Consider the following 19,440-nt stretch of genomic DNA (forward strand, 5'->3'; position numbering starts at 1 on the left):
TACTTACTAAAACAACATATGTTGCTTTAAAATATACCACAAATAAGGAGTTCATATAAGATGAAAACTATTGCAATAATTGGTGCAGGACTCGGGTTAGGTTTATCTATCGCGAAAAAATTCGGGGCGCAAGGGTTTAAGGTAGCTTTAGTTTCTCGTAATACAGAAAAATTGGAAATCATCACAAATGAACTAAAAAGCCTGAATATTGTAGCGCGCTCTTATGTCGCGGATATTACGGATTTGAACGCTTTAAAACAAGCCTTACTGGCTGCTAAAAAAGACTTAGGCAGTATTGATGTACTCGAATTCAGTCCTTATGCAGGATGGAGTAATTTCACAGATATTTTAGAAACAACGCCCGCAAGCGTCTTGGAACAAGTCAACAGCATTGTGCTTCCTGCAGTTCTATCCGTCAATGAAGTATTGCCTGACATGATCAGCAATGGTTCAGGCGCGATTCTATTTACAACGGGCATATCTGCCATGTTCCCTTTGCCCAGTCTTGGGAATGGTGGTATCGTGATGTCCGGCCTTCGAAACTATGCGACTAACCTGCATAATGAACTGAAAGAAAAAGGAGTTTTTGTAGGACACCTTTCAATCGGCACTTTCATACAAGCTGGTACGGCAGGAGATCCAGATATCATCGCAGAAGCTTGGTACAACTTATACGAGAAAAAGCATAGCTTTGAAGAAACATTCCCAAAAGGAATTGATCCAACCAAGCTGTAAAATTATTAAAGCGAGAAGATGACCATGGATGGCCGTCTTCTCGCTTTTTTGTCATTTATAAGCGTCCTCTGTGCAACAACTTCATCCGTAATTACAGCCTGATTGCCTCAGCAATAGGCGTACTGCCAGACACCAGATTAATTGCACGATGATACGTCTGCTGTTCCTCCAGCGCTGCTACCACCGCTGCCGCCACATCTTCACGGGAAATGGTCTGGCTGGTGAGCTCCTCACCGGTAGCAACTTTGCCGGCGCCCACATCATCCGTCAGGCCACCCGGGCGAAGAATCGTGTAGTTTAGGTTGCTCGCTTCCAACAGGCGGTCAGCGTAATGCTTCGCCACATAATACGGTTTAATGGATTCGGGCCACTTCTTTCGATTCTCTGCATGTAGGGCGCTGACCATAACGAAGCGTTGGATACCTGCTTGTTCGGCGGCTTCCATCGCCTTGACCGCTCCATCCAGGTCGATAAGCAGCGTTTTATCTGCACCTGTTTTCCCACCGGAGCCTGCTGTAAATACGACAGCATCGCTGCCTTTTATAGCTGCGGCAATTTCGCCAACCGCCCCTTCGAGGTCAGCTACCACCGTTTCTGCTCCCAAACGTTCAAGCGCTTCGGCCTGATCCGAATTTCGGATCAACGCCTTTACGCGATGCGATTCATTTTGCCCCAATAGACGGATAAGATGTCTGCCTACTTTTCCATTTGCACCAATCACCAGTACGTTCACTCATACCCCTCCTGTATTCGCAGTCTCTCATCTACATTATACAGATGTATTCTACCCTTCGGGTCTGCGACGCAATCATGTTAGCTGCATCAGGTTGAAATCAGACTTCTTTGGTAAGCTCGACATCTCGCTTTTGCCGCACACGCAGACCTGCCAAAAAGGTAGCCATCATCACCTCAATACTCCGGTCCACCTCCACAGGTAAACCAAAGCCGCCCTTTTGTTCAAGCGAGGCGAATCCATGAAGCAGACTACGGAATCCCCTCGCTGCATGAATGCAATCTTCTTCCTTGAAGCCATAACCACTGGACAGGACGGTAATGACCAGCTCGGCCACGCGATCCGCAGCCTGCCTCATTTCGGTATCATTTCGATCTGTTGCATACAGCATCGCTTCATACAAACCGGGTCGCTCCCGAGCATACCGCATATACGCCTTCCCCATAGCGGTCAGCGCATCTTCGCCCGCTCTACCCACCGCTGCGCTCATCAAAGCTTCCTCCAACTGTTCGAGGCTGTGCAATGCCAGTACTTGGCGCAGTCCGTTCAATCCGTTCACGTGGTTATACAAGGACGGAGGGCGAATGTGGAGTTTTTGAGCCAGCGTGGTGAGCGTGACATCCCCCATCCCTTGTTCATTGGCAATGTCCTCGGCAGCCCGCAGGATATCTTGCAACTTTACTCCGTTTCTAGGTGACATCATCCTGTCTCCTTTCATCGAATTTCTATGTAATCCGGTTCCTTATACCTATACAGAATTGATCCAGATTCTATTTTAACTAATCCTGTTAGTTTATACAAAGAAGATGCCGTTTACAACAGCCGGCCTGCATTGAACCTTTATAGAAGAGCATAGCAGTGATTACTGATATAATAAAAAAATAAGATCATAGAACGGATCTGATCCCTTTCTCGATCCCCTACAAAGGAGCTAGCTATATCTATGGAATCCAAGCCACTTCCAGCTATTGAATTCAATCACATTATCAAATATTTCGCCGGGTCTGGACAGCAACGTGCTGTTCTGAACGGGATTACGGCAAAAGTTTCCCCCGGCAAAATCACCACGTTGGTCGGTCCATCGGGGTCTGGTAAAAGCACGTTGCTTTCACTGTGCAACCTCCTAATGACACCGGATGAAGGGGACATCCGTGTCCTCGGCAAACCGATATCGGAGTGGGAGATCCCTGAACTAAGACGGAGAGTAGCATTGGTTTTTCAGGATGCCCCCATGCTTCAGGGAACTGTCCTGTACAATCTCCAAACCGTAGAACGGCTGCACGGTACAGTGCTGGATGATCCTGCCGGCCTGTTGGAACGCGTAGGACTCACCCACGATCTGTTGGAACAAAAGGCGCAGGAACTGTCCGGTGGACAAAGACAGCGCTTGGCCTTGGCGCGGACGCTCGCGAACCGCCCGGATATTTTACTGCTGGATGAGATTACTTCTGCACTGGACCCCTCCTCGGTCAAAGAGGTTGAGGAACTGCTGCTGCAAATGAACAAAGAAGAGGGAACAACGATGATCTGGATTACGCATCATATGGAACAAGCCCGCAGGGTAGGCCACGAGACATGGCTGATGATCGACGGAAGACTGGTAGAACAAGCGGATACGGAGACATTTTTTAATACTCCACAGCATAGTGAGACCCGCAGGTTTGTAGCAGGAGAATGGGTATGACGATTGTTGCCTTGATTCTCTCTCTCGGTTTTGTATTTATCGCCATCGTCATGTCCAAATCCTTCAAACTCGGTCTGGACCGAGACATTATCATCGCTACGATCAGAGCATCGGTTCAACTGCTGGCGATTGGATATGTATTGCATTTGATTTTTGGGATGCAAAGCTACGGATTTATCGTATTATTCATTCTGCTCATGATTACCGTAGCCTCACAAAATGTTGCGCGCAAAGGACGATTTATCCCCGGTCTCATGTGGAAGTCATTCCTGACGCTGCTGTGTGTGGAAATCGTTACGCAGGCGTTCCTGATTGGCCTGCATATTATTCCGGCGACAGCCCGATATATGATTCCGATTAGCGGCATGATCATTGGCAGCTCCATGATTTTGTCCAGCCTGCTGGTGTCCCGGCTCAAGTCGGAAGTTCTGCTGCGCAAGCCTGAAATCATGCTCATTCTGGCGCTAGGCGGCACGCCTAGACAAGCCATCTTCCCTATACTCAAGGATTGCATACGTTCCAGTATGATTCCAACCATTGAGGGGCAGAAAACGCTGGGGCTTGTCCAGCTTCCCGGCATGATGACCGGACAAATCATCGCAGGTGCCAATCCGATTGCCGCCGTGCGTTTGCAATTGCTAATCGTATTTACTACCATGACCTCTGCTATTTTGACCAGCGTGCTGCTCAGCTTGTTCATTTATCCGGCATTATTTACCCGCCAGCAACAATTGAACACAGAAGCATGGGAACGCTGATCGAGGCGGATATATCCAGCTATTTACCAGCTTCTATAAAAAAGTAGACATGTTTAATTCCTGACATGAAGGTTAATAGATACACGAACACGCTTTACTAAAATTCGATGAGGAGTGATTGAACATGGCTAACAACAACCAAAATGGCAAACTGAGTCGCGAAGAAGCAGGACGTTTAGGTGGAGAAGCTACTGCTAAAAATCACGACAAAGAATTTTATCAGGAGATTGGCGAAAAAGGTGGCGAAGCCACTTCCAAAAATCATGGCAAGGACTTCTATCAAGAAATCGGACGCAAGGGCGGTGAAGCCCGTGGCAATTCAGACCAGAGTGATAGCGACGGGAAAATGAGCAGGGAAGAAGCTGGCCGTAAAGGCGGCGAAGCCCGCGCACGTCAGCGTAGGGATAACTGATAATAGGGAATATGTGGTCGGTGCAATTGTAATGTAGAGGCACAGACTGCGTATAAACACGAAGTATAGTGGACGTTTATGTTATAAAAGCCTATCTGCCGTTGTTTTGGCAGATAGGCTTTTTGTGTGAAAGTTACTTTCGTCAACCGATCATACACCTTACAATATACATAAACAGGTTAATTAACCAATCATACATAAAATGAAAGAATGGATTATAGGAGGTTTGCGCGAATGTTGATTACAAAGAATAAAACGGCTGCAACTATTTTAAGAATTATATTTTTTTCACTGATTTTCAGCTGGATTTATTATTATTCAGGTCATCACTCAGCAGAAACCGCTAAATTAGTTAAAACTACAGATGATTACTTGGTCATACAGAGAGATGCTTCTAACGGAAGTGAATATAAAGAATTATATATTTCCTCAAAGTCTGTGATCCCTCCTCTGGTTATAGGCAAACAATATTATTTCGTGTCTGATCAAAGGTACCTTCAACGCCCATATATCCGTTATGTAGAGGAGTAAAATAGAACAAGACAACAAGGACTAACATAGCCCTTGACTAAAGCTTCATGAATACAAAAGAGTGCATGCAACTCAAGTCAAATATTCCTGTATTCCGGCTGTTAAGATGGAGTCGAAAGGAGGGAACCCTCGTGTACGAATGGAACGAAATGGTCCAGCTCATGATCGATTGGATTGATAATAATCTTACTTCAGCACCTTCGTTGTTGAGAATGTCCAATCAGTTAGGCTACTCCCCTTACTACTGTACAAAACAGTTTCATTCTCTTACAGGAATGACGTTAAGGGATTATGTGTGGATGCGCCGGATTAGCCGTGCTGCACTGGAACTCCGGGATAGCAATGTCCGCATCCTCGATGTTGCAGTAAAGTATGGGTTTTCTTCACAGGAGGCTTTTACACGGGCATTTGTAAAAGCGTTTGAGGTAACTCCGGCTGTATACCAGAAGGAGCCCCGACCTATCCCGTTGGCCATTCGCGTTGAGGTGTTCTCTCCTTATCATTACCATTTGAAGGAGCGGGATAAGATGGTTAAGGATCATTTGCAAGAAGCTGAAGTCAAAATCGAGCGTATACCAGCACACAAATTTATTGGAATTTGGGATACTTCTTCACGAAACTACGGTGATTTCTGGAGAAACGGTCACAATTGTGATGAAATTTGCGGAACATTGGAAAGCATGTCTCATCTCAAGCTTCCCGAACAATTGGGCCAAACTGCGGGCTGGTTCTATCAGGATGGTCAGAAGGGCTATCTCTATGGAATACCGGTCGCCGCTGACTATGCCGGAGAGATTCCCGCAGGAATGAAGTGCCGGGACATCCCCGAATCAGATTACCTGGTGTTTTTTCACCCGCCCTTTAATTATTTAAAAAACAATGGAGACGTTATGAGAATGGTGGAGGAGAAGGCTTGGAACTTTGACCCTAGCAGCCTGGGGTATGAATGGGATGAGGAAACGAAGCAGGATTATCAGCGACATTTCCCAGAAGGATACGGCTACGCAGTGTTACGTCCAGTGAAAAAAGTGTAGAGAAAAAGAATCCGAAGAAGCCGCTACGATCAGATGCTGTTCATCGTCTTGCTAAAGTCTATTGAAAAATAATAACAGTCTATTACTAACGGGTCCCATTTTGAGGTGCAATACACATCGAATTGACATTGTGGACACAATACGATGTAAATATAGAATAAACCGATCACTGAATCATACAGTTGTCGGTTTATTCTTGATCAGTATTTTTATTTTGTAAGTAACTATCAATGATTTTAACCCAATCCGGTAACAACGCCACATGGTGTTTTATCGTTTCACTATCTGATTCCAATACAATCACGCCATCTGAGCTGCTGACGGCTCACTCATGATAAAATATCCTGTTCTTTAATTCGTTCGACTTGACCATTACTGTACTCTTTAACAAATTGACCATCCGGCGTTTTGTAGACAATATATGTGCCATTTGCTTTAGCGTCCAGTTTTGCTCTATCTCCAGTTAGTTTGATTAGCTTGCCTAGGTCGTGTGTACGATTCATTCAGTCATCACCATCCCATACAATTCATATATCGAGAGTATATCACAAATCGAAAAGTCTGAAAGAATCCAGCGTCACTCAAAACCACACGAATACCGTACGTCTAAAAATCGTGACAAGTAAATAGGTTCGAAATATCGTTCTTTTTAATACATTTTAATAAATAAATTTGGAATAAATGCTACTTTCAGCTTTTTTATTCGTCTATAACAACAAATACTCTTGCGGAGGTATAGGCAATGAAATCTTTTCGTTTTTGGCTGGTCCTAATCTCATGTCTAGTTATTACTGTAAATATTACGAGGTGCGACGACTATAATATACTATTAGCTATTATTAGTCCGTTGGTTTGGATGTATGAATCATTTCGATTTGTGCGAGAGGCAGACATCCCCATAGCCATTGTTTACTTCACTACACTAGTTTTCTGGTATCTCATTGGATACGCTTTGGACCGTATGATTAGAAAATTGAAAAATTAAAATCACTTGAAATTATCTTCCAAAATATTGTCTACCTTCTCAGGCTCGTACTCGATCGTTCTGTAGTCAGGTGATGAAGGAATCATATTGATCACAACATTTCTCATTTGTAGCTTGTACTTTCCTTCCTCAAAAGCAAGAACATGTTTAATGGAAGGTAACTCCATATCCTCATACTTCGTTACCGACGAAACAACAATCTTGGAAGGGTTAGAATCATCCACAGACACGATACGATAATCAATCGGTGTTCCCTGAGCTTTTAGAAAGTTAAGCCGTGCCTGTTCTGTTTTAAAGCGATAATCATCAGACAGTGAAAGCATCTTATCGTAATCGCGACTCATAGAAGCGTTCATATATTCTGAAAATGTCGAGACAGCAGCCTCTTTGGGCTTATCGGGAAGTTTATAAGGTTCCTTATCCCCTCCAAAACCTGTAGCAATTACAGTCAAAATCCCTCCGAGGACAACCAAGCAAGCCAACTTATTACGCGATACAAGCCTCAATAAATAAAACCCCCTTTGTTGTAAATTTTACCACCTATTTTCAACGTATCTCAACTTAAAAAGCCACTGTAAAACGCGGTATAACTTTTTGTAAAACCCCATTCATTTAAATCCAAAGCCATTCTTTTAATATAATTTTATTTTAACGTTAATACTCACTGAACACCTTTGTTACCTTATGTAATGTCGCCTTCCCATCCTGTAAACTAAGTTCCATCAAGCGATAACCGCTGGATCATAGAGAGGATGAGATATTTATGAGTTTGGATAATAGAGTTTTTGCGATACAAGCTGGTCTGGACGGACGTGTAAATGCAGTTATAGATCAAACCCTTGCCGAGAAGCGCCTGGTCGGCGCAGTCGTCATGATATATATGGATGGTTCACCCGTGTATGTCCGAGCGGCGGGGCTGGCTGATCGAGAAGAACAACGTCTTATGCATGAGGATGCTTTATTTCGGCTTTCTTCTGTATCCAAACCGATTGTATCGACTGCGGCTTTGGTTTTGGCAGCCCAAGGATTGATTAAGCTCGATGAATCTATTGAACGCTGGTTGCCCGACTTTCGCCCCCGATTAATCAGTGGTGAGCAGCCCTCCATTACAGTACGCCAATTGCTGACACATACTGCCGGGTTGACCTATGGCTTTTTAGAGGAAGAAGGCGGCGGTCCCTATCATCGTGCAGGCGTATCAGATGGCATGGATTTTTCAAATCTTACGCTGGAAGAGAACTTGCAACGTTTGGCTTCTGTGCCTCTGTTATATGCACCGGGTAAAGCATGGGGATATTCGATTGCTACTGATGTGCTAGGCGCGATCATTAGCCGTGTATGTGGCACAACCCTTGATGCAGCTGTTAAAAAGCTCGTTACAGAACCTCTCGGTATGCACGACACCAGTTTCACGGTCGCGGATGCTGGACGGCTTGCGGCTCCTTATGTCAACGATATATCAGAACCCCGGCGGATGCGTGAGCTTGAGGTTGCGCAGGTTTTTGAAGGCACCGCAGGACTTCGTTTTCAGCCTGCACGAGCCTTTGATTCCACGGCTTTCCACTCTGGTGGCTCGGGTATGATTGGCAGCGCAAAAGATTTCTTGCGGCTGCTGGAAACACTGCGAAACGGCGGCAATCCGTTACTTTCAGAGGAATGGGTCCGTGAAATGGGCACCATCCAGACCGGGAACCTTCCCTTGGCAGGCTGGCCGGGGCGGGGCTTTGGACTAGGATTCACCGTACTCCAAAATCCCGACGAAAGTGGAACAGCAGAATCACCCGGAACGTGGCGACTCGGAGGAGCTTACGGCCATTCGTGGTTCGTTGATCCCACACTAAGACTTAGTGTGGTCGCCTTTACCAATACAGCATTCGAAGGGATGTCAGGTCCGTTTACAACTGAGCTTTGCCAAGCCATTTACGGTAGCTCAAATAGGGTCTAATAAAGTGGGGGTTACATGTTTATGGTCTACAGGCGAGGACAGGACAATTAACGTGGTAGAGTGCCCGTGCTTTCCACACTCATCCCCGAACTGCTCCAGCTGGAGCATAGACTCAACCATGACTTTCAGTAAGTAATTTTGCTCACCGCTGATTCTATGGCATTCAATGACTTCGGGTGCAGATTGGCAAAACTCAACAAATGAATTGCATTGATTCGTATGCACGAGCACGTGAGCCATGATCGGCTTTCCAACTTTCTCATGTGAAACTATGGCACGATACCCGGCGATAATACCTTTATCCTCCATGCGCCGCACTCTTTCCGTTACGGCAGGCTGGGAAAGCCCAACCTCCTTACCCAGCTCGGTCATGGAGATACGCGCCTGGTTTTGTAGACACAACAAAATTTTATGATCCACTTGATCCATCAAATCCATCTCCTTAAGTCCAAGGTGATATTACAAAAACACAATTATTATTATGTATTATTCCGAATATCGCCTTATTATTTTATGATTTAATGAAATATTAGCACGCAAAATCAAGGACGTAAAGCAGGAAGAAGTGGAGAAGGAATGAAACTAATGAAATATAGTAAGCCCCTGCTTTTCATTGCGCTTGGCCTATTTGGTGTATACACGATCGAGTTCGGTGTGGTTGGCATTTTGCCAGTCATCATTGAACGTTTTCATATTACGGCAGCCCAGGCCGGGTTTCTTGTCAGTTCATTTGCATTGATCATCGCGCTGTTCGGTCCCTTCATGGTGCTATGGATGTCCAGGTTTAACCGCAAGCGAATCATGACAATGTCGTTGTTTGTTTTTGCCATAACAAGCTTGCTGTCAGCCTATACATCCAACTTTTATCTACTAGTAATTTTACGTATCATTCCGGCTCTGTTTCACCCGGTGTATTTCTCGCTTGCCTTTGTCGCCGCCACTGCGTTGTATCCCCCGGAAAAAGCAACGCAAGCTTCCGCCAAAGCCTTCCTCGGCACGAGCATGGGAATGGTACTCGGTATTCCAATTACGGCTTATATCGCCAATCAATTTTCATATGAGGCCTCCTTCTGGTTTACTGCGGTAGCGAATGGGATTGCAGGGATCGGTATTTTATTTATGCTGCCGGATACACGACAAGCCGAAATGTCCTCCTATCGGAAGCAGCTTGGCATTTTGCGTAAGGTATCGCTGTGGCTCAATATCGGGGCGGCTACTTTTATTTTTGCAGCCATGTTCTCGGTGTATAGCTATTCTGCCGAATATTTGGGGCAAAATACAGGGATGAGCAGCAATGTTATCAGCTTTCTGCTTATTATTTTCGGCATCGGCGGAATGCTCGGCAATCTGTTGGCTGGCAAGCTCATGGGCTTGCATAAGGTACGCACCGCTCTTTTTCATCCAGTAGCCTTGGGGGGCACCTATTTGCTGTTGTACGGGATCAGTTCCTCATTTATCCCTACGCTCTTCATCATTATCGTGTGGGGGGCCGTTCATACCAGCGGACTGATTGTCGCCCAGATTTGGGTGATTGATGAGGCCAAAGAAGCTCCCGCGTTTGCCAACAGTCTTTATATCTCGTTTATTAACCTAGGGGTCTCACTGGGCTCGCTGGTAGGGGGGTGGTTTATGGTCAGAGCGGGGATTCATGGGACGCTGTGGAGCGGTTTGCTGTTCGCCATGCTGGCGATGGTATGCATCGGGTCTAAAGTGATTTACCCACGTATTTTGCGAAAATATAAAGGGTTAGATGTGCAAAGCTAAAGAGTTGCAAGAGGCAAGCCTGTTATCATAAAAAAACCGGTTCAACACTTTGTATGGTGTTGAACCGGTTTTTGTTTAAAAATTGATTCCTGCCTGTCGGATTAGATCAGCGTATAACCGCCATCTGGGAACAGCACGCTTCCGGTGGTAAACTTGTTCGTCATCAGATACAACACAGTATGTGCGATTTCCTCATTATACCCCACTCGACGGAGCAAGGTTACTTCCTTGTATTCCTCAAAAGCCTGTGCCCGCTGCTCACCCTCAGGGCCGTCTCTCCTGATCGTTCCAGGGGATACGACATTAACCCGTACTGGGGCCAATTCTACTGCCAACGCCTTGCCCAAACTTTCAATCGCGCCGTTAGCCGCTCCATATGTAGCACCAAACCCCATCGGTCGTTGACTGAAAGCCCCGGACATAAGGACGATCGAGCCGTCCTTGGAGATATGCGGTACCGCATGCTTGGCAGCAAAATATTGCGGCCAGAATTTCCCTTCGAACGGGGTTTTAGCCTTTTCCGTATCTATCGTGATCGGACCACGCGTGTAGCTGGCACCCGGTGTAAACAGATGGTCGAATGCTCCAACTTTTTCAAAAAACGCTTGAACCTCTTCCTCTATCTGATTATTCAGTTGGAAGGTTTCCACCGATTCGGCAGGGATGACCTTCTTCGCCTGCTCCAGTTTTTCTGCGGAACGCCCAGCGATCACAATGCTTGCCCCTTGCTTTGCTGCTTCTATGGCTGTTGCCAGCCCTATACCTGCACTGCCGCCAATCACGACGACACGTTGATTATGTAAATTCATATTATTCTCAGCTCCTTTATAAGGATTATATCATAACTATTTTAAAGACATACTTATTTTTATTCGAATAGGCTTTCCTGCACCGTGCTTTTGCGATAGGATGTCGGCGATTGGCCCGACCAGCGCTTGAATTGTCTGCTAAAATGCGCAATATCCCCATAGCCGAGCATATCGGCAATTTGTTGCACCGACCATTGCGGATCAGCCAACAGCAACTTGGCCTCATGCAGCACAAGCCCGGATAGATATACACGGGGAGATACGCCGAAAACGCTACGGAATACACGATTACAATGGGACACGCTAATACCTAGCTCGGATGAAATCCCCTCGATCCCATCCTGCTTTTCCACCGAGCCGGCCTGTCCATAAGGCTGATTCACTCTGCCCTGAAGACGACTGGCAATCTGATGGGCAAGCTCTGCCTGCACATATCCACGCCCCGGCAGATGGGCCGCTTCACTGGATACAGCCTCCCATAACGTTGCGAACAGTTCAAACACAGCAGATTGAATCCGCATTCGCTTTGCCACCGAATCACTACCTACTCCTATGTCTTCCGGCGCTGAAAGATCGAGCAACTTGCCCAGCGCTGGTCCCATCTGCCCTGCCACTGTTCCTTCAGCTGGAAACAGCACCTGCTCCAGACGACTCAGGAGCGAGAGAAACAGCTTATCATCAATATCGAAATGCATACAAAAATACGTAAATCCCTCTCCGTTACTATGGCTGGAGTGGACAATCCCCGGTCGCAGCAGCACCAGATCACCCTGTCGCTGGGTATAGCTGCGACCATCCACAACCATGATCTGTTCTCCCGCAAGCACGATGTTAATCTCATATTGAGGATGCTCGTGTAGCGGATAGCTCCACTCTCTTCCGACACTTCGTGTATGAATAGCAAACAAATTGACTGTGGTTCGCACATCGGGAAAAAAGAATTCCTCTCTGGCAACTGTAAGGTCTGGATGATGGGGGCGCTTCGGTAAACGTGATGTCGACATGTTTTCCCTCCTGGCTTACTTGCATGGATATACTCCAGTATATCGCTTTCAGCGCGATTTGGATAAATAGTTGAGCGATTTGACAATGGTTCCCCACCACATGACATGCTAGGCTCTAAGTGAAGTTACTCAAAGTTAAACTTTATCATGAAAGGGGTTTCATTATATGTCGAAAAATATATTTTATAACACACAGCATGCACCTATCGGGTCTTTTTCCAGCTTTACGCTTGGGTTTAAGGGCAATCGCGGCGGACTTGGTTTGGAGCTGGGCAAGCCTGCCGATGAAAATGTATATATCGGGCTGCAATCCAGAGATGGCGGAGTATACGAGGCGCTTCCCTTTTTTACATCCACACATGATGAAAGTGCCCGCTACGACGTGGAGAAAAAGGGTAAACGAACTGAACCGCAGCTTATGCCCTTTGCCGATTCAGACATTACCCGTGAGCTAAAAGCAGGAACGGATACATGGCAGGCTGGCGATTTGACGTTCCGGCTGTACTCTCCTGTTCGCCCAGTGCCCGAGCCGGGAACCGCGGGTATGGATGAGCTGCGGGCAGCGTTGGTCCCGGCGGTATTCGCCGAGCTAACCGTCGATAACACACTGGGGACTGCAGCGCGAAGAGCTTTTTTCGGATATCAGGGCAGTGATCCGTATAGCGGCATACGCATTATAGGAGAAGATCCGCGCAGGGACGCTACTGATTCTACCCAATTAGAAGAAAGACTTACAGGCATCGGCCAAGGACGCAGCACAGCCATTGTGACCAACAGCAGTGAAGCGGTACCTGCCAGCGGATTTGCAATGGAGAAGCTGCTTGGGGAGACCATGGCCGAGAATTTATCCTTTGGCCTGGGCGCGACGGGTGCGCTTCTGATGGACGTTCCCGCAGGTGAGAAGCGCACATATTCCTTCGCCATATGCTTCTATCGTGGCGGCATTGTGACAACAGGCATCGAAGCGTCGTATTACTATACCCAGCTGTTCAAGGATATTGAAGACGTGGGAAGCTATGCGTTGAAGCATTTTTCAGACCTGACCGCAGCCTGTGTTCAGGCTAATCGCTGGATGGAGTCGGCCGACCTGAGCCCGGATCAGGAATTTATGCTCGCTCAGGCGATCCACAGCTACTATGGCAGTACCCAACTGCTTATTCACCAAGCGGACGGAGAACCGATCTGGGTTGTGAACGAAGGCGAGTATCGGATGATGAATACACTCGATTTGACGGCAGATCAGCTCTACTATGAATTGATTTTAAATCCATGGACGGTACGCAACGAGCTGGAGTGGTTTGTCCAAAGGTACAGCTATCGGGATGAGGTACGCTTTCCAGGAGAGGAACAGACCTATACCGGTGGTATCACGTTTACGCATGATATGGGCGTCGCAAACGTGTTCTCCCGGCAGGGGTACTCCTGTTATGAGCTGGCTGGGATTGACGACTGCTTCTCTTACATGAGCCATGAGGAACTGGTGAACTGGCTTTGCTGTGCCACGGTATATATCGAGCAGACACAGGATCAGTCATTTACGACACGTATGCTGCCTGTCTTGTGTGACTGCTTCGAAAGCATGCTGCGGCGGGATCACCCCGACCCGGCACAACGAAACGGCTTGATGGGCTTGGACAGCTCTAGAACCCGGGGAGGCGCGGAAATTACGACCTACGACAGTCTGGACGTATCTCTGGGTCAGTCTCGCAACAACATTTATCTAGGCAGCAAATGCTGGGCAGTATATGTTGCACTGGAAAAGATATTTGCCTCAAAAGGGCTTAACTCCCTCTCACAGGAGGCTGGCTTACAGGCGGACAAATGCGCAGCAGCGATCACAGCACATATGACAGACAAAGGCTATATTCCTGCAGTTATTAAGGAGGGCAATGACTCGCAGATTATTCCTGCCATTGAGGGGCTGATCTTCCCTTATTTTACAGGATGTGAGGCTGCGCTTAAGCCTGATGGACGGTTCGGTGGATATATCCAAGCACTGCGGCGTCATTTGGAAACTGTACTGGTACCGGGAGTTTGCCTGTTTGAAGACGGAGGCTGGAAGCTGTCCTCGACCAGTAACAACTCCTGGCTGAGCAAAATCTATCTGTCACAGTTTATTGCCCGCGAGTTGCTGGAGCTGCCTTGGGAAGAAGCTGGGCAGGCCGCAGACGCTGCCCATGCCTCATGGCTCCTTCACCCTGAAGAATCCTATTGGTGCTGGAGCGATCAGATACTCTCCGGTATTGCTCACGGTAGTAAATATTATCCGCGCGGAGTTACCGCTATTTTGTGGCTGTATGAAGGCAAGGGCAACCGTCTGACTCTCCCTGAGCATATGAGTCAGGATCAGGAACAGCATGTCTGAGGATCATCTTCACCTGCCCAAAAGGAGGCTCCAATATGAGCAAGCTTATGGATATGCCAAAAGAGAGCGGCTATGCGGCTTGGCTGCATTACCGCCGCAATAGTAAGGTAGAAAAGCTGCCCGCTTGGTGCAGGGTCATCGTGGTCCATGGGACAGATGAAGTGCTTCAATCGGCTGCGAGTGAGCTTCAGCACGGATTGACCTCTATGTTTGGACAGCAGCCGAAGATCAGCGCCGTTCCTGTGAATACGCCATTCATTGCGCTGGGTACGTTCCCAGAGCATCCTTTGGTCGCAGAACGATTCAGCGCAAAAGAACAGGCAGAAGTGAGCGCAGAAGGCTACCGAATTCGCGGGATAGAGATGCCAGATCCGGCATATTCAGCTTCGCACGGTAACGATGATATCAAGGGACAGTACGTTACAATCGCGGGGCAGACCTCCAAAGGCGTATTGTACGGAGTCTTTCATCTGCTGCGCTACCTGCAGGGAGGACTAGACGGGAAGTTGAAGCCCACCACCGAATCAGTGCACGTCCCCATTCTAGACCAATTATCCAACCCTGCTAATTCCATCCGCATGATCAATCACTGGGATAACATGGATGGTAGTATTGAACGCGGGTATGCGGGTGGCTCTATTTTCTATGATAATAATGCCTTTACTACAAATATGGAGCGCCTGCGAGACTATGCCCGTCTACTCGCTTCTGTAGGCATTCAAGCACTATCCATTAACAACGTGAATGTCCATCAGGTAGAGACCGAGCTGATTACAGATAAATTCCTACCGGATGTGGCTAAAGTAGCTGCGGTATTTCGCGCCTATGGCATACAGATCTACTTGAGCATTAACTATGCCAGTCCTATTCAGCTCGGTGGGTTAACCACCGCCGATCCCCTGGAACCAGCTGTAGCTGAATGGTGGCAGACCAAAGCCCAGGAAGTTTACGCCGCCGTTCCTGATCTGGGTGGTTTTGTGGTCAAAGCCGATTCCGAAAATCGGCCTGGACCGTTCAGCTACGGGCGCCATCACGCCGATGGAGCCAATATGCTGGCAGATGCGTTGCAGCCCTATGGCGGACGTGTGATTTGGCGCTGCTTTGTCTACAACTGCAAGCAGGACTGGCGCGATCGCAAGACGGATCGGGCCTGCGCAGCCTTTGACCATTTTAAACCGCTGGATGGATTATTTCGGGAAAATGTCATTTTACAGATCAAAAATGGTCCCATGGATTTTCAGGTGCGGGAGCCTGTCTCCCCCCTGTTCGGTGCGCTGGAATCCACTCAGATACTGCTGGAATTTCAAATTGCGCAAGAGTACACCGGGCAACAGAAACATCTATGTTACCTTGTTCCCCAATGGAAGGAAGTATTGGATTTTGACACCTACGCCCAAGGAAAAGGCTCCACCATCAAGCGTATCGTGAGTGGCGCTCTGCATTCTCCCAAGCATACCAACTATGGAATAGCCGCTGTATCCAATATTGGTGCAGACACCAATTGGACCGGACATTTGCTCGCCCAATCCAATCTTTATGGCTATGGTCGGCTGGCATGGGACCCGGATCTGTCCGCAGACGAAATCGCTGATGAGTGGGTTCGGCTGACGTTTGGCAGACAAGGGAATAGCGACGGCGGCACAGATTTAATTTCTACCCTTAAGCAGATGCTGCTCGATTCATGGAATGTCTACGAATCCTACACCGCCCCTCTCGGGGTCGGCTGGATGGTCAGTCCCGATCACCACTATGGGCCGGATGTAGACGGGTACGAATATTCCATGTGGGGCACCTACCATTTTGCTGATTGCAGGGGGATCGGGGTAGATCGCACGACCGCAACCGGAACGGGCTATGCAGGACAATATTTTTCTCCCAATACTGATATCTACGAATCTACGGACACCTGCCCGGATGAGCTGCTCTTATTCTTTCACCATGTTCCTTATACACACTTGCTCCACTCCGGCCAAACTGTCATACAGCACATTTATGATACCCATTTTGAAGGTGCAGAACGTGCGGCCCATCTCCGAGACACATGGGTTAGTCTACGAGGGCAACTGAATGCTGCCATGTATGTACAGGTGCTGGAGCGGCTGGAGCATCAGGCAGAGCATGCCAAAGAATGGCGGGATCGGATCAATACGTATTTCTACCGTAAAAGCGGCATTGCCGACCAGAAGAATCGCCCTATTTATTAAGCAAGCAACTATTAAGCAAGCTGCCTCGGCTTCCATGGAAATTAAAATTTTATAGAACAATGATAACTTAAAGATACTGATAACATCCCCACTCTTAGCAGCATCCGATTTAAAAGTATCAGATAAAAAGTGATTAGTTGTTGGAAATACACCGTGTTTTACCTGAACTGAATCTCATATAGGGGCGACCGGTTTTGACCAAGACTCTTCAGGTTTCGAAAAGATGACTTCTGAATTCATCAGGAGTCATCTTTTTTAGTATCCATTGAGCATTATCCTAGCAGTTGCCCTTACGGGACATCGACTATTTGACTTTGAGTTTTATCAATGAGCACGTGTGCTCTGGGGGTGAGTGTAATGCATGCCTCAATGTCAGAGCTTCTGTTACACGTTCTTTGAATGACCGACTTTTAATTTCAAAACTTTAGTTGTATTTTTTAATATCACTGACACTTTCTTAATTAACAAAAGAGAATGGATGTGAGATAGAGTGAAAATACAATCGATAGGATTACCAAACTATAACATTAAAACTGCTACAAACAAAGAAAACAAGGGTTTAGAAATAATTCATGCTGAACAGTTCTGGAAGCGGAATATTTTTGGATCTAATGTTGTCATTGCTGTGTTGGATACCGGAATAGATATGAAGCATGAAGATCTACAAAACAACATCATTGGTGGAAGAAATTTCACTTCAGACTATGACAATGATCCGCATAACTATCAGGATGGCAATGGACATGGGACTCATGTTGCAGGAATTATTGCAGCTAACAATAAAAAATTTAACATTGGAGTTGCCCCACGAGCCAGCATTCTCATTTTAAAAACGTTAACCAATGACGGAGATGGAGATATTAATAATTTAATTGAGGCTATTTACTACGCAATATTATGGAGAGGGCCCAACGGAGAAAGAGTTAACATTATGACAATGTCTTTGGGTACCAAAAAAGACAATCCTCTTCTGCATGACGCTATCCGCTATGCAGTGGGACACGGCTTGTCTATAGTCGCTGCTTCCGGAAATGATGGAAATGGGGAGAGTGATCGGGAATATAGATATCCCGGTGCTTACAATGAAGTGATAGAAGTTGGGTCTATCGGAGCAACAAAATTAATTTCAAAATTTTCCAACAAAAACGAACAACTGGACATTGTCGCTCCGGGTGAAGACATATATTCCACATTCCTTAATAATAAATATGCTTCTTTTAGTGGTACTTCTATGGCAGTCCCTTTCGTTGCTGGTGCATTAGCATTGATCATCGAAGAAGGCAGAATCCTATTCAAAAGGGATCTTACTGAACCAGAAATTTATGCTCAATTAATTAAAAGCAGTTCGCTGCTCTTTGGAAATCCAGCTATAGAAGGAAACGGAATGCTGAATTTGTTAAAGAGCTTTGGATAAGTTGATCTAAAATTGAAAACTTATCGCCTGCTAAGAAAAAACGACTCATGACCTGATTAGTGTGAAATATAGCTATAATTACAATCATACAAGAGAATCAGTTCATGAGTTGCTCTCATCACCGCAAAACTTCTGTAAAATAGTCTTATGAAAGTATGTTTCTTACATTTTCAGGAACTCCCTCCCTCAAGCAGTAGAACTCCAAGTAAAACTTATATATTCCTCTCTCGTTTTGAAATGCTCCAAATACACGAGTTCCTTTTTTAAAATGCTGTGAAACGATCCATGACGCTGGGCAGGTAACACCATCCTTCATCGGTGGAACTATAGGGGATATCCATCATCCATACTTCCCCCGACGTTTGAGCAGAAAACTGCTGGTTCAGGTATTTTTCATGGACGGGCATCTGATGTTTGGAATTCGTTGTCGTTTTGTATTTCTTCACGATCCTGGATTTCATACCCAGTTGCTTCATGATCCTGGCTACAGTCTTTTCAGACACGTCAATCCCAGTTTAATGAGATAATGGTAGATTTGCTACTACCCCTTTGCAACCGGGCACTGGAAGCGGTATTGATGCATGCAAAGATTAGTTCCAGTATTCGGCAACCCAACAATACAACGTGTTCGCGGAAATCCCAGTTCACGTGTCACTTAGGCAACAGCTTTCCCTTCTTCTTGAATCATTGGGACGGTCTGAGCTTTGAATACTCTATCAACTTCCCATCACTAAAGTGATTGGGAATTATCCATTTCAAAAAAAACGAACTCCATTCGTCTTAAATTAATAAATATTGGGTTGTTATATCTAGTACATAACTCACTTTTATAGTTGTAACAAATTAAATAGAAAGGAGAAATTAAATTATGAATGAAAAGCAAACTACTCAGACAAATGCTTCCAAGCAAGTGCAGATTCAAGCAGAAATCGGCTGTTACCAACTGCCTAAATGCTGTGGTTCCGGGCCTGACTGCCCAGCAACATTTCGCGTGTTTAACAACAAGCAGGTCTTTTATTCATGTGGCTGTTCACCTTAATGATTAGCTTTTGATAAGATTTGT

The 19,440-nt window shown here is 46.4% G+C and carries 19 protein-coding genes and 1 pseudogene; 12 read left to right on the forward strand and 8 right to left on the reverse strand.

Annotation, left to right across the window (positions count from 1 at the left end):
- Nucleotides 1-60 precede the first annotated feature (60 nt).
- Nucleotides 61-735, forward strand: coding sequence for an SDR family NAD(P)-dependent oxidoreductase (locus ACM1ND_RS25890; RefSeq protein ID WP_023990923.1), 675 nt, complete (start codon nt 61-63; stop codon nt 733-735).
- Between the two features lie 91 nt (nt 736-826).
- Here ACM1ND_RS25890 and ACM1ND_RS25895 read toward each other — a convergent pair whose 3' ends face one another.
- Both ACM1ND_RS25895 and ACM1ND_RS25900 read right to left on the reverse strand, forming a co-directional pair.
- Nucleotides 827-1,468 (reverse strand): SDR family oxidoreductase, encoded by a 642-nt coding sequence (locus ACM1ND_RS25895; protein WP_418026867.1) that lies wholly within the window; start codon nt 1,466-1,468, stop codon nt 827-829.
- A 100-nt stretch (nt 1,469-1,568) separates the two neighbouring features.
- Nucleotides 1,569-2,168 (reverse strand): TetR/AcrR family transcriptional regulator, encoded by a 600-nt coding sequence (locus tag ACM1ND_RS25900; RefSeq protein WP_053326378.1) that lies wholly within the window; start codon nt 2,166-2,168, stop codon nt 1,569-1,571.
- Nucleotides 2,169-2,411: 243 nt separating this feature from the next.
- Here ACM1ND_RS25900 and ACM1ND_RS25905 point away from each other — a divergent pair, with 243 nt between their 5' ends.
- From ACM1ND_RS25905 to ACM1ND_RS25925, 5 genes are all read left to right on the forward strand, one after another.
- A complete protein-coding gene (locus tag ACM1ND_RS25905; protein WP_418026868.1) occupies nt 2,412-3,152 on the forward strand; it encodes an ABC transporter ATP-binding protein in 741 nt (246 codons plus the stop codon).
- Nucleotides 3,149-3,910, forward strand: coding sequence for an ABC transporter permease (locus tag ACM1ND_RS25910; RefSeq protein ID WP_025724094.1), 762 nt, complete (start codon nt 3,149-3,151; stop codon nt 3,908-3,910). Before ACM1ND_RS25905 ends, ACM1ND_RS25910 begins: the two co-directional genes overlap by 4 nt.
- Nucleotides 3,911-4,034: 124 nt before the next feature.
- Complete coding sequence (locus ACM1ND_RS25915; RefSeq protein WP_209940642.1) at nt 4,035-4,322, forward strand: KGG domain-containing protein; 288 nt, start codon at nt 4,035-4,037, stop codon at nt 4,320-4,322.
- A 234-nt stretch (nt 4,323-4,556) separates the two neighbouring features.
- Entirely contained in the window at nt 4,557-4,853 is a 297-nt protein-coding gene (locus ACM1ND_RS25920; RefSeq protein ID WP_071558062.1) for a hypothetical protein, read from the forward strand.
- A gap of 131 nt (nt 4,854-4,984) precedes the next feature.
- Nucleotides 4,985-5,887 (forward strand): AraC family transcriptional regulator, encoded by a 903-nt coding sequence (locus tag ACM1ND_RS25925; protein ID WP_069081064.1) that lies wholly within the window; start codon nt 4,985-4,987, stop codon nt 5,885-5,887.
- A gap of 329 nt (nt 5,888-6,216) precedes the next feature.
- On the opposite strand, the gene ACM1ND_RS25930 is transcribed toward ACM1ND_RS25925, so the two are convergent.
- On the reverse strand, nt 6,217-6,390 hold the full coding sequence (locus ACM1ND_RS25930; protein ID WP_023990932.1) for a hypothetical protein: 174 nt from the start codon (nt 6,388-6,390) through the stop codon (nt 6,217-6,219).
- Nucleotides 6,391-6,874: 484 nt separating this feature from the next.
- A complete protein-coding gene (locus tag ACM1ND_RS25935; protein WP_418026869.1) occupies nt 6,875-7,378 on the reverse strand; it encodes a hypothetical protein in 504 nt (167 codons plus the stop codon).
- Nucleotides 7,379-7,635: 257 nt separating this feature from the next.
- On the opposite strand from ACM1ND_RS25935, the gene ACM1ND_RS25940 reads away from it, so the two are divergent.
- Nucleotides 7,636-8,817, forward strand: coding sequence for a serine hydrolase domain-containing protein (locus tag ACM1ND_RS25940; protein WP_418026870.1), 1,182 nt, complete (start codon nt 7,636-7,638; stop codon nt 8,815-8,817).
- On the opposite strand, the gene ACM1ND_RS25945 is transcribed toward ACM1ND_RS25940, so the two are convergent.
- Nucleotides 8,803-9,246 (reverse strand): Lrp/AsnC family transcriptional regulator, encoded by a 444-nt coding sequence (locus ACM1ND_RS25945; RefSeq protein WP_069081060.1) that lies wholly within the window; start codon nt 9,244-9,246, stop codon nt 8,803-8,805. The genes ACM1ND_RS25940 and ACM1ND_RS25945 overlap by 15 nt on opposite strands.
- Nucleotides 9,247-9,402: 156 nt before the next feature.
- Here ACM1ND_RS25945 and ACM1ND_RS25950 point away from each other — a divergent pair, with 156 nt between their 5' ends.
- Nucleotides 9,403-10,581: an MFS transporter gene (locus ACM1ND_RS25950; protein ID WP_341056918.1), complete on the forward strand. Its 1,179-nt coding sequence runs from the start codon at nt 9,403-9,405 to the stop codon at nt 10,579-10,581.
- A gap of 101 nt (nt 10,582-10,682) precedes the next feature.
- On the opposite strand, the gene ACM1ND_RS25955 is transcribed toward ACM1ND_RS25950, so the two are convergent.
- Both ACM1ND_RS25955 and ACM1ND_RS25960 read right to left on the reverse strand, forming a co-directional pair.
- Nucleotides 10,683-11,390, reverse strand: coding sequence for an SDR family oxidoreductase (locus tag ACM1ND_RS25955; RefSeq protein WP_069081059.1), 708 nt, complete (start codon nt 11,388-11,390; stop codon nt 10,683-10,685).
- Nucleotides 11,391-11,449: 59 nt separating this feature from the next.
- A complete protein-coding gene (locus ACM1ND_RS25960) occupies nt 11,450-12,394 on the reverse strand; it encodes an AraC family transcriptional regulator (protein ID WP_069081058.1) in 945 nt (314 codons plus the stop codon).
- Nucleotides 12,395-12,560: 166 nt separating this feature from the next.
- On the opposite strand from ACM1ND_RS25960, the gene ACM1ND_RS25965 reads away from it, so the two are divergent.
- The 3 genes from ACM1ND_RS25965 (at nt 12,561) to ACM1ND_RS25975 (ending at nt 18,377) form a co-directional block, all read left to right on the forward strand.
- Nucleotides 12,561-14,759 carry a glycoside hydrolase family 52 protein gene (locus ACM1ND_RS25965; protein WP_418026871.1) on the forward strand — a complete coding sequence of 733 codons (2,199 nt, stop codon included), beginning with the start codon at nt 12,561-12,563 and terminating at the stop codon, nt 14,757-14,759.
- A gap of 35 nt (nt 14,760-14,794) precedes the next feature.
- Nucleotides 14,795-16,963: an alpha-glucuronidase family glycosyl hydrolase gene (locus ACM1ND_RS25970; RefSeq protein ID WP_418026872.1), complete on the forward strand. Its 2,169-nt coding sequence runs from the start codon at nt 14,795-14,797 to the stop codon at nt 16,961-16,963.
- A 490-nt stretch (nt 16,964-17,453) separates the two neighbouring features.
- Nucleotides 17,454-18,377 (forward strand): S8 family peptidase, encoded by a 924-nt coding sequence (locus ACM1ND_RS25975; protein WP_418026873.1) that lies wholly within the window; start codon nt 17,454-17,456, stop codon nt 18,375-18,377.
- Between the two features lie 272 nt (nt 18,378-18,649).
- Here the strand turns inward: ACM1ND_RS25975 and ACM1ND_RS25980 are convergent.
- A pseudogene (locus tag ACM1ND_RS25980) lies at nt 18,650-18,889 on the reverse strand (IS3 family transposase); the annotation flags it as partial.
- A gap of 356 nt (nt 18,890-19,245) precedes the next feature.
- On the opposite strand from ACM1ND_RS25980, the gene ACM1ND_RS25985 reads away from it, so the two are divergent.
- Nucleotides 19,246-19,416: a hypothetical protein gene (locus ACM1ND_RS25985; protein ID WP_155252347.1), complete on the forward strand. Its 171-nt coding sequence runs from the start codon at nt 19,246-19,248 to the stop codon at nt 19,414-19,416.
- Nucleotides 19,417-19,440 lie beyond the last annotated feature (24 nt).

The sequence above is a fragment of the Paenibacillus sp. JJ1722 genome, from assembly GCF_048282685.1.
Taxonomy (GTDB): domain Bacteria; phylum Bacillota; class Bacilli; order Paenibacillales; family Paenibacillaceae; genus Paenibacillus; species Paenibacillus polymyxa_B.

Coding starts and splice junctions, on each gene's coding strand:
- ACM1ND_RS25890 (WP_023990923.1), top strand. CDS start 61: ATGAAAACTATTGCAATAATTGGTGCAGGACTCGGGTTAGGTTTATCT.
- ACM1ND_RS25900 (WP_053326378.1), bottom strand. CDS start 2,168: ATGTCACCTAGAAACGGAGTAAAGTTGCAAGATATCCTGCGGGCTGCC.
- ACM1ND_RS25905 (WP_418026868.1), top strand. CDS start 2,412: ATGGAATCCAAGCCACTTCCAGCTATTGAATTCAATCACATTATCAAA.
- ACM1ND_RS25910 (WP_025724094.1), top strand. CDS start 3,149: ATGACGATTGTTGCCTTGATTCTCTCTCTCGGTTTTGTATTTATCGCC.
- ACM1ND_RS25915 (WP_209940642.1), top strand. CDS start 4,035: ATGGCTAACAACAACCAAAATGGCAAACTGAGTCGCGAAGAAGCAGGA.
- ACM1ND_RS25920 (WP_071558062.1), top strand. CDS start 4,557: ATGTTGATTACAAAGAATAAAACGGCTGCAACTATTTTAAGAATTATA.
- ACM1ND_RS25930 (WP_023990932.1), bottom strand. CDS start 6,390: ATGAATCGTACACACGACCTAGGCAAGCTAATCAAACTAACTGGAGAT.
- ACM1ND_RS25940 (WP_418026870.1), top strand. CDS start 7,636: ATGAGTTTGGATAATAGAGTTTTTGCGATACAAGCTGGTCTGGACGGA.
- ACM1ND_RS25945 (WP_069081060.1), bottom strand. CDS start 9,246: ATGGATCAAGTGGATCATAAAATTTTGTTGTGTCTACAAAACCAGGCG.
- ACM1ND_RS25950 (WP_341056918.1), top strand. CDS start 9,403: ATGAAATATAGTAAGCCCCTGCTTTTCATTGCGCTTGGCCTATTTGGT.
- ACM1ND_RS25955 (WP_069081059.1), bottom strand. CDS start 11,390: ATGAATTTACATAATCAACGTGTCGTCGTGATTGGCGGCAGTGCAGGT.
- ACM1ND_RS25960 (WP_069081058.1), bottom strand. CDS start 12,394: ATGTCGACATCACGTTTACCGAAGCGCCCCCATCATCCAGACCTTACA.
- ACM1ND_RS25965 (WP_418026871.1), top strand. CDS start 12,561: ATGTCGAAAAATATATTTTATAACACACAGCATGCACCTATCGGGTCT.
- ACM1ND_RS25970 (WP_418026872.1), top strand. CDS start 14,795: ATGAGCAAGCTTATGGATATGCCAAAAGAGAGCGGCTATGCGGCTTGG.
- ACM1ND_RS25985 (WP_155252347.1), top strand. CDS start 19,246: ATGAATGAAAAGCAAACTACTCAGACAAATGCTTCCAAGCAAGTGCAG.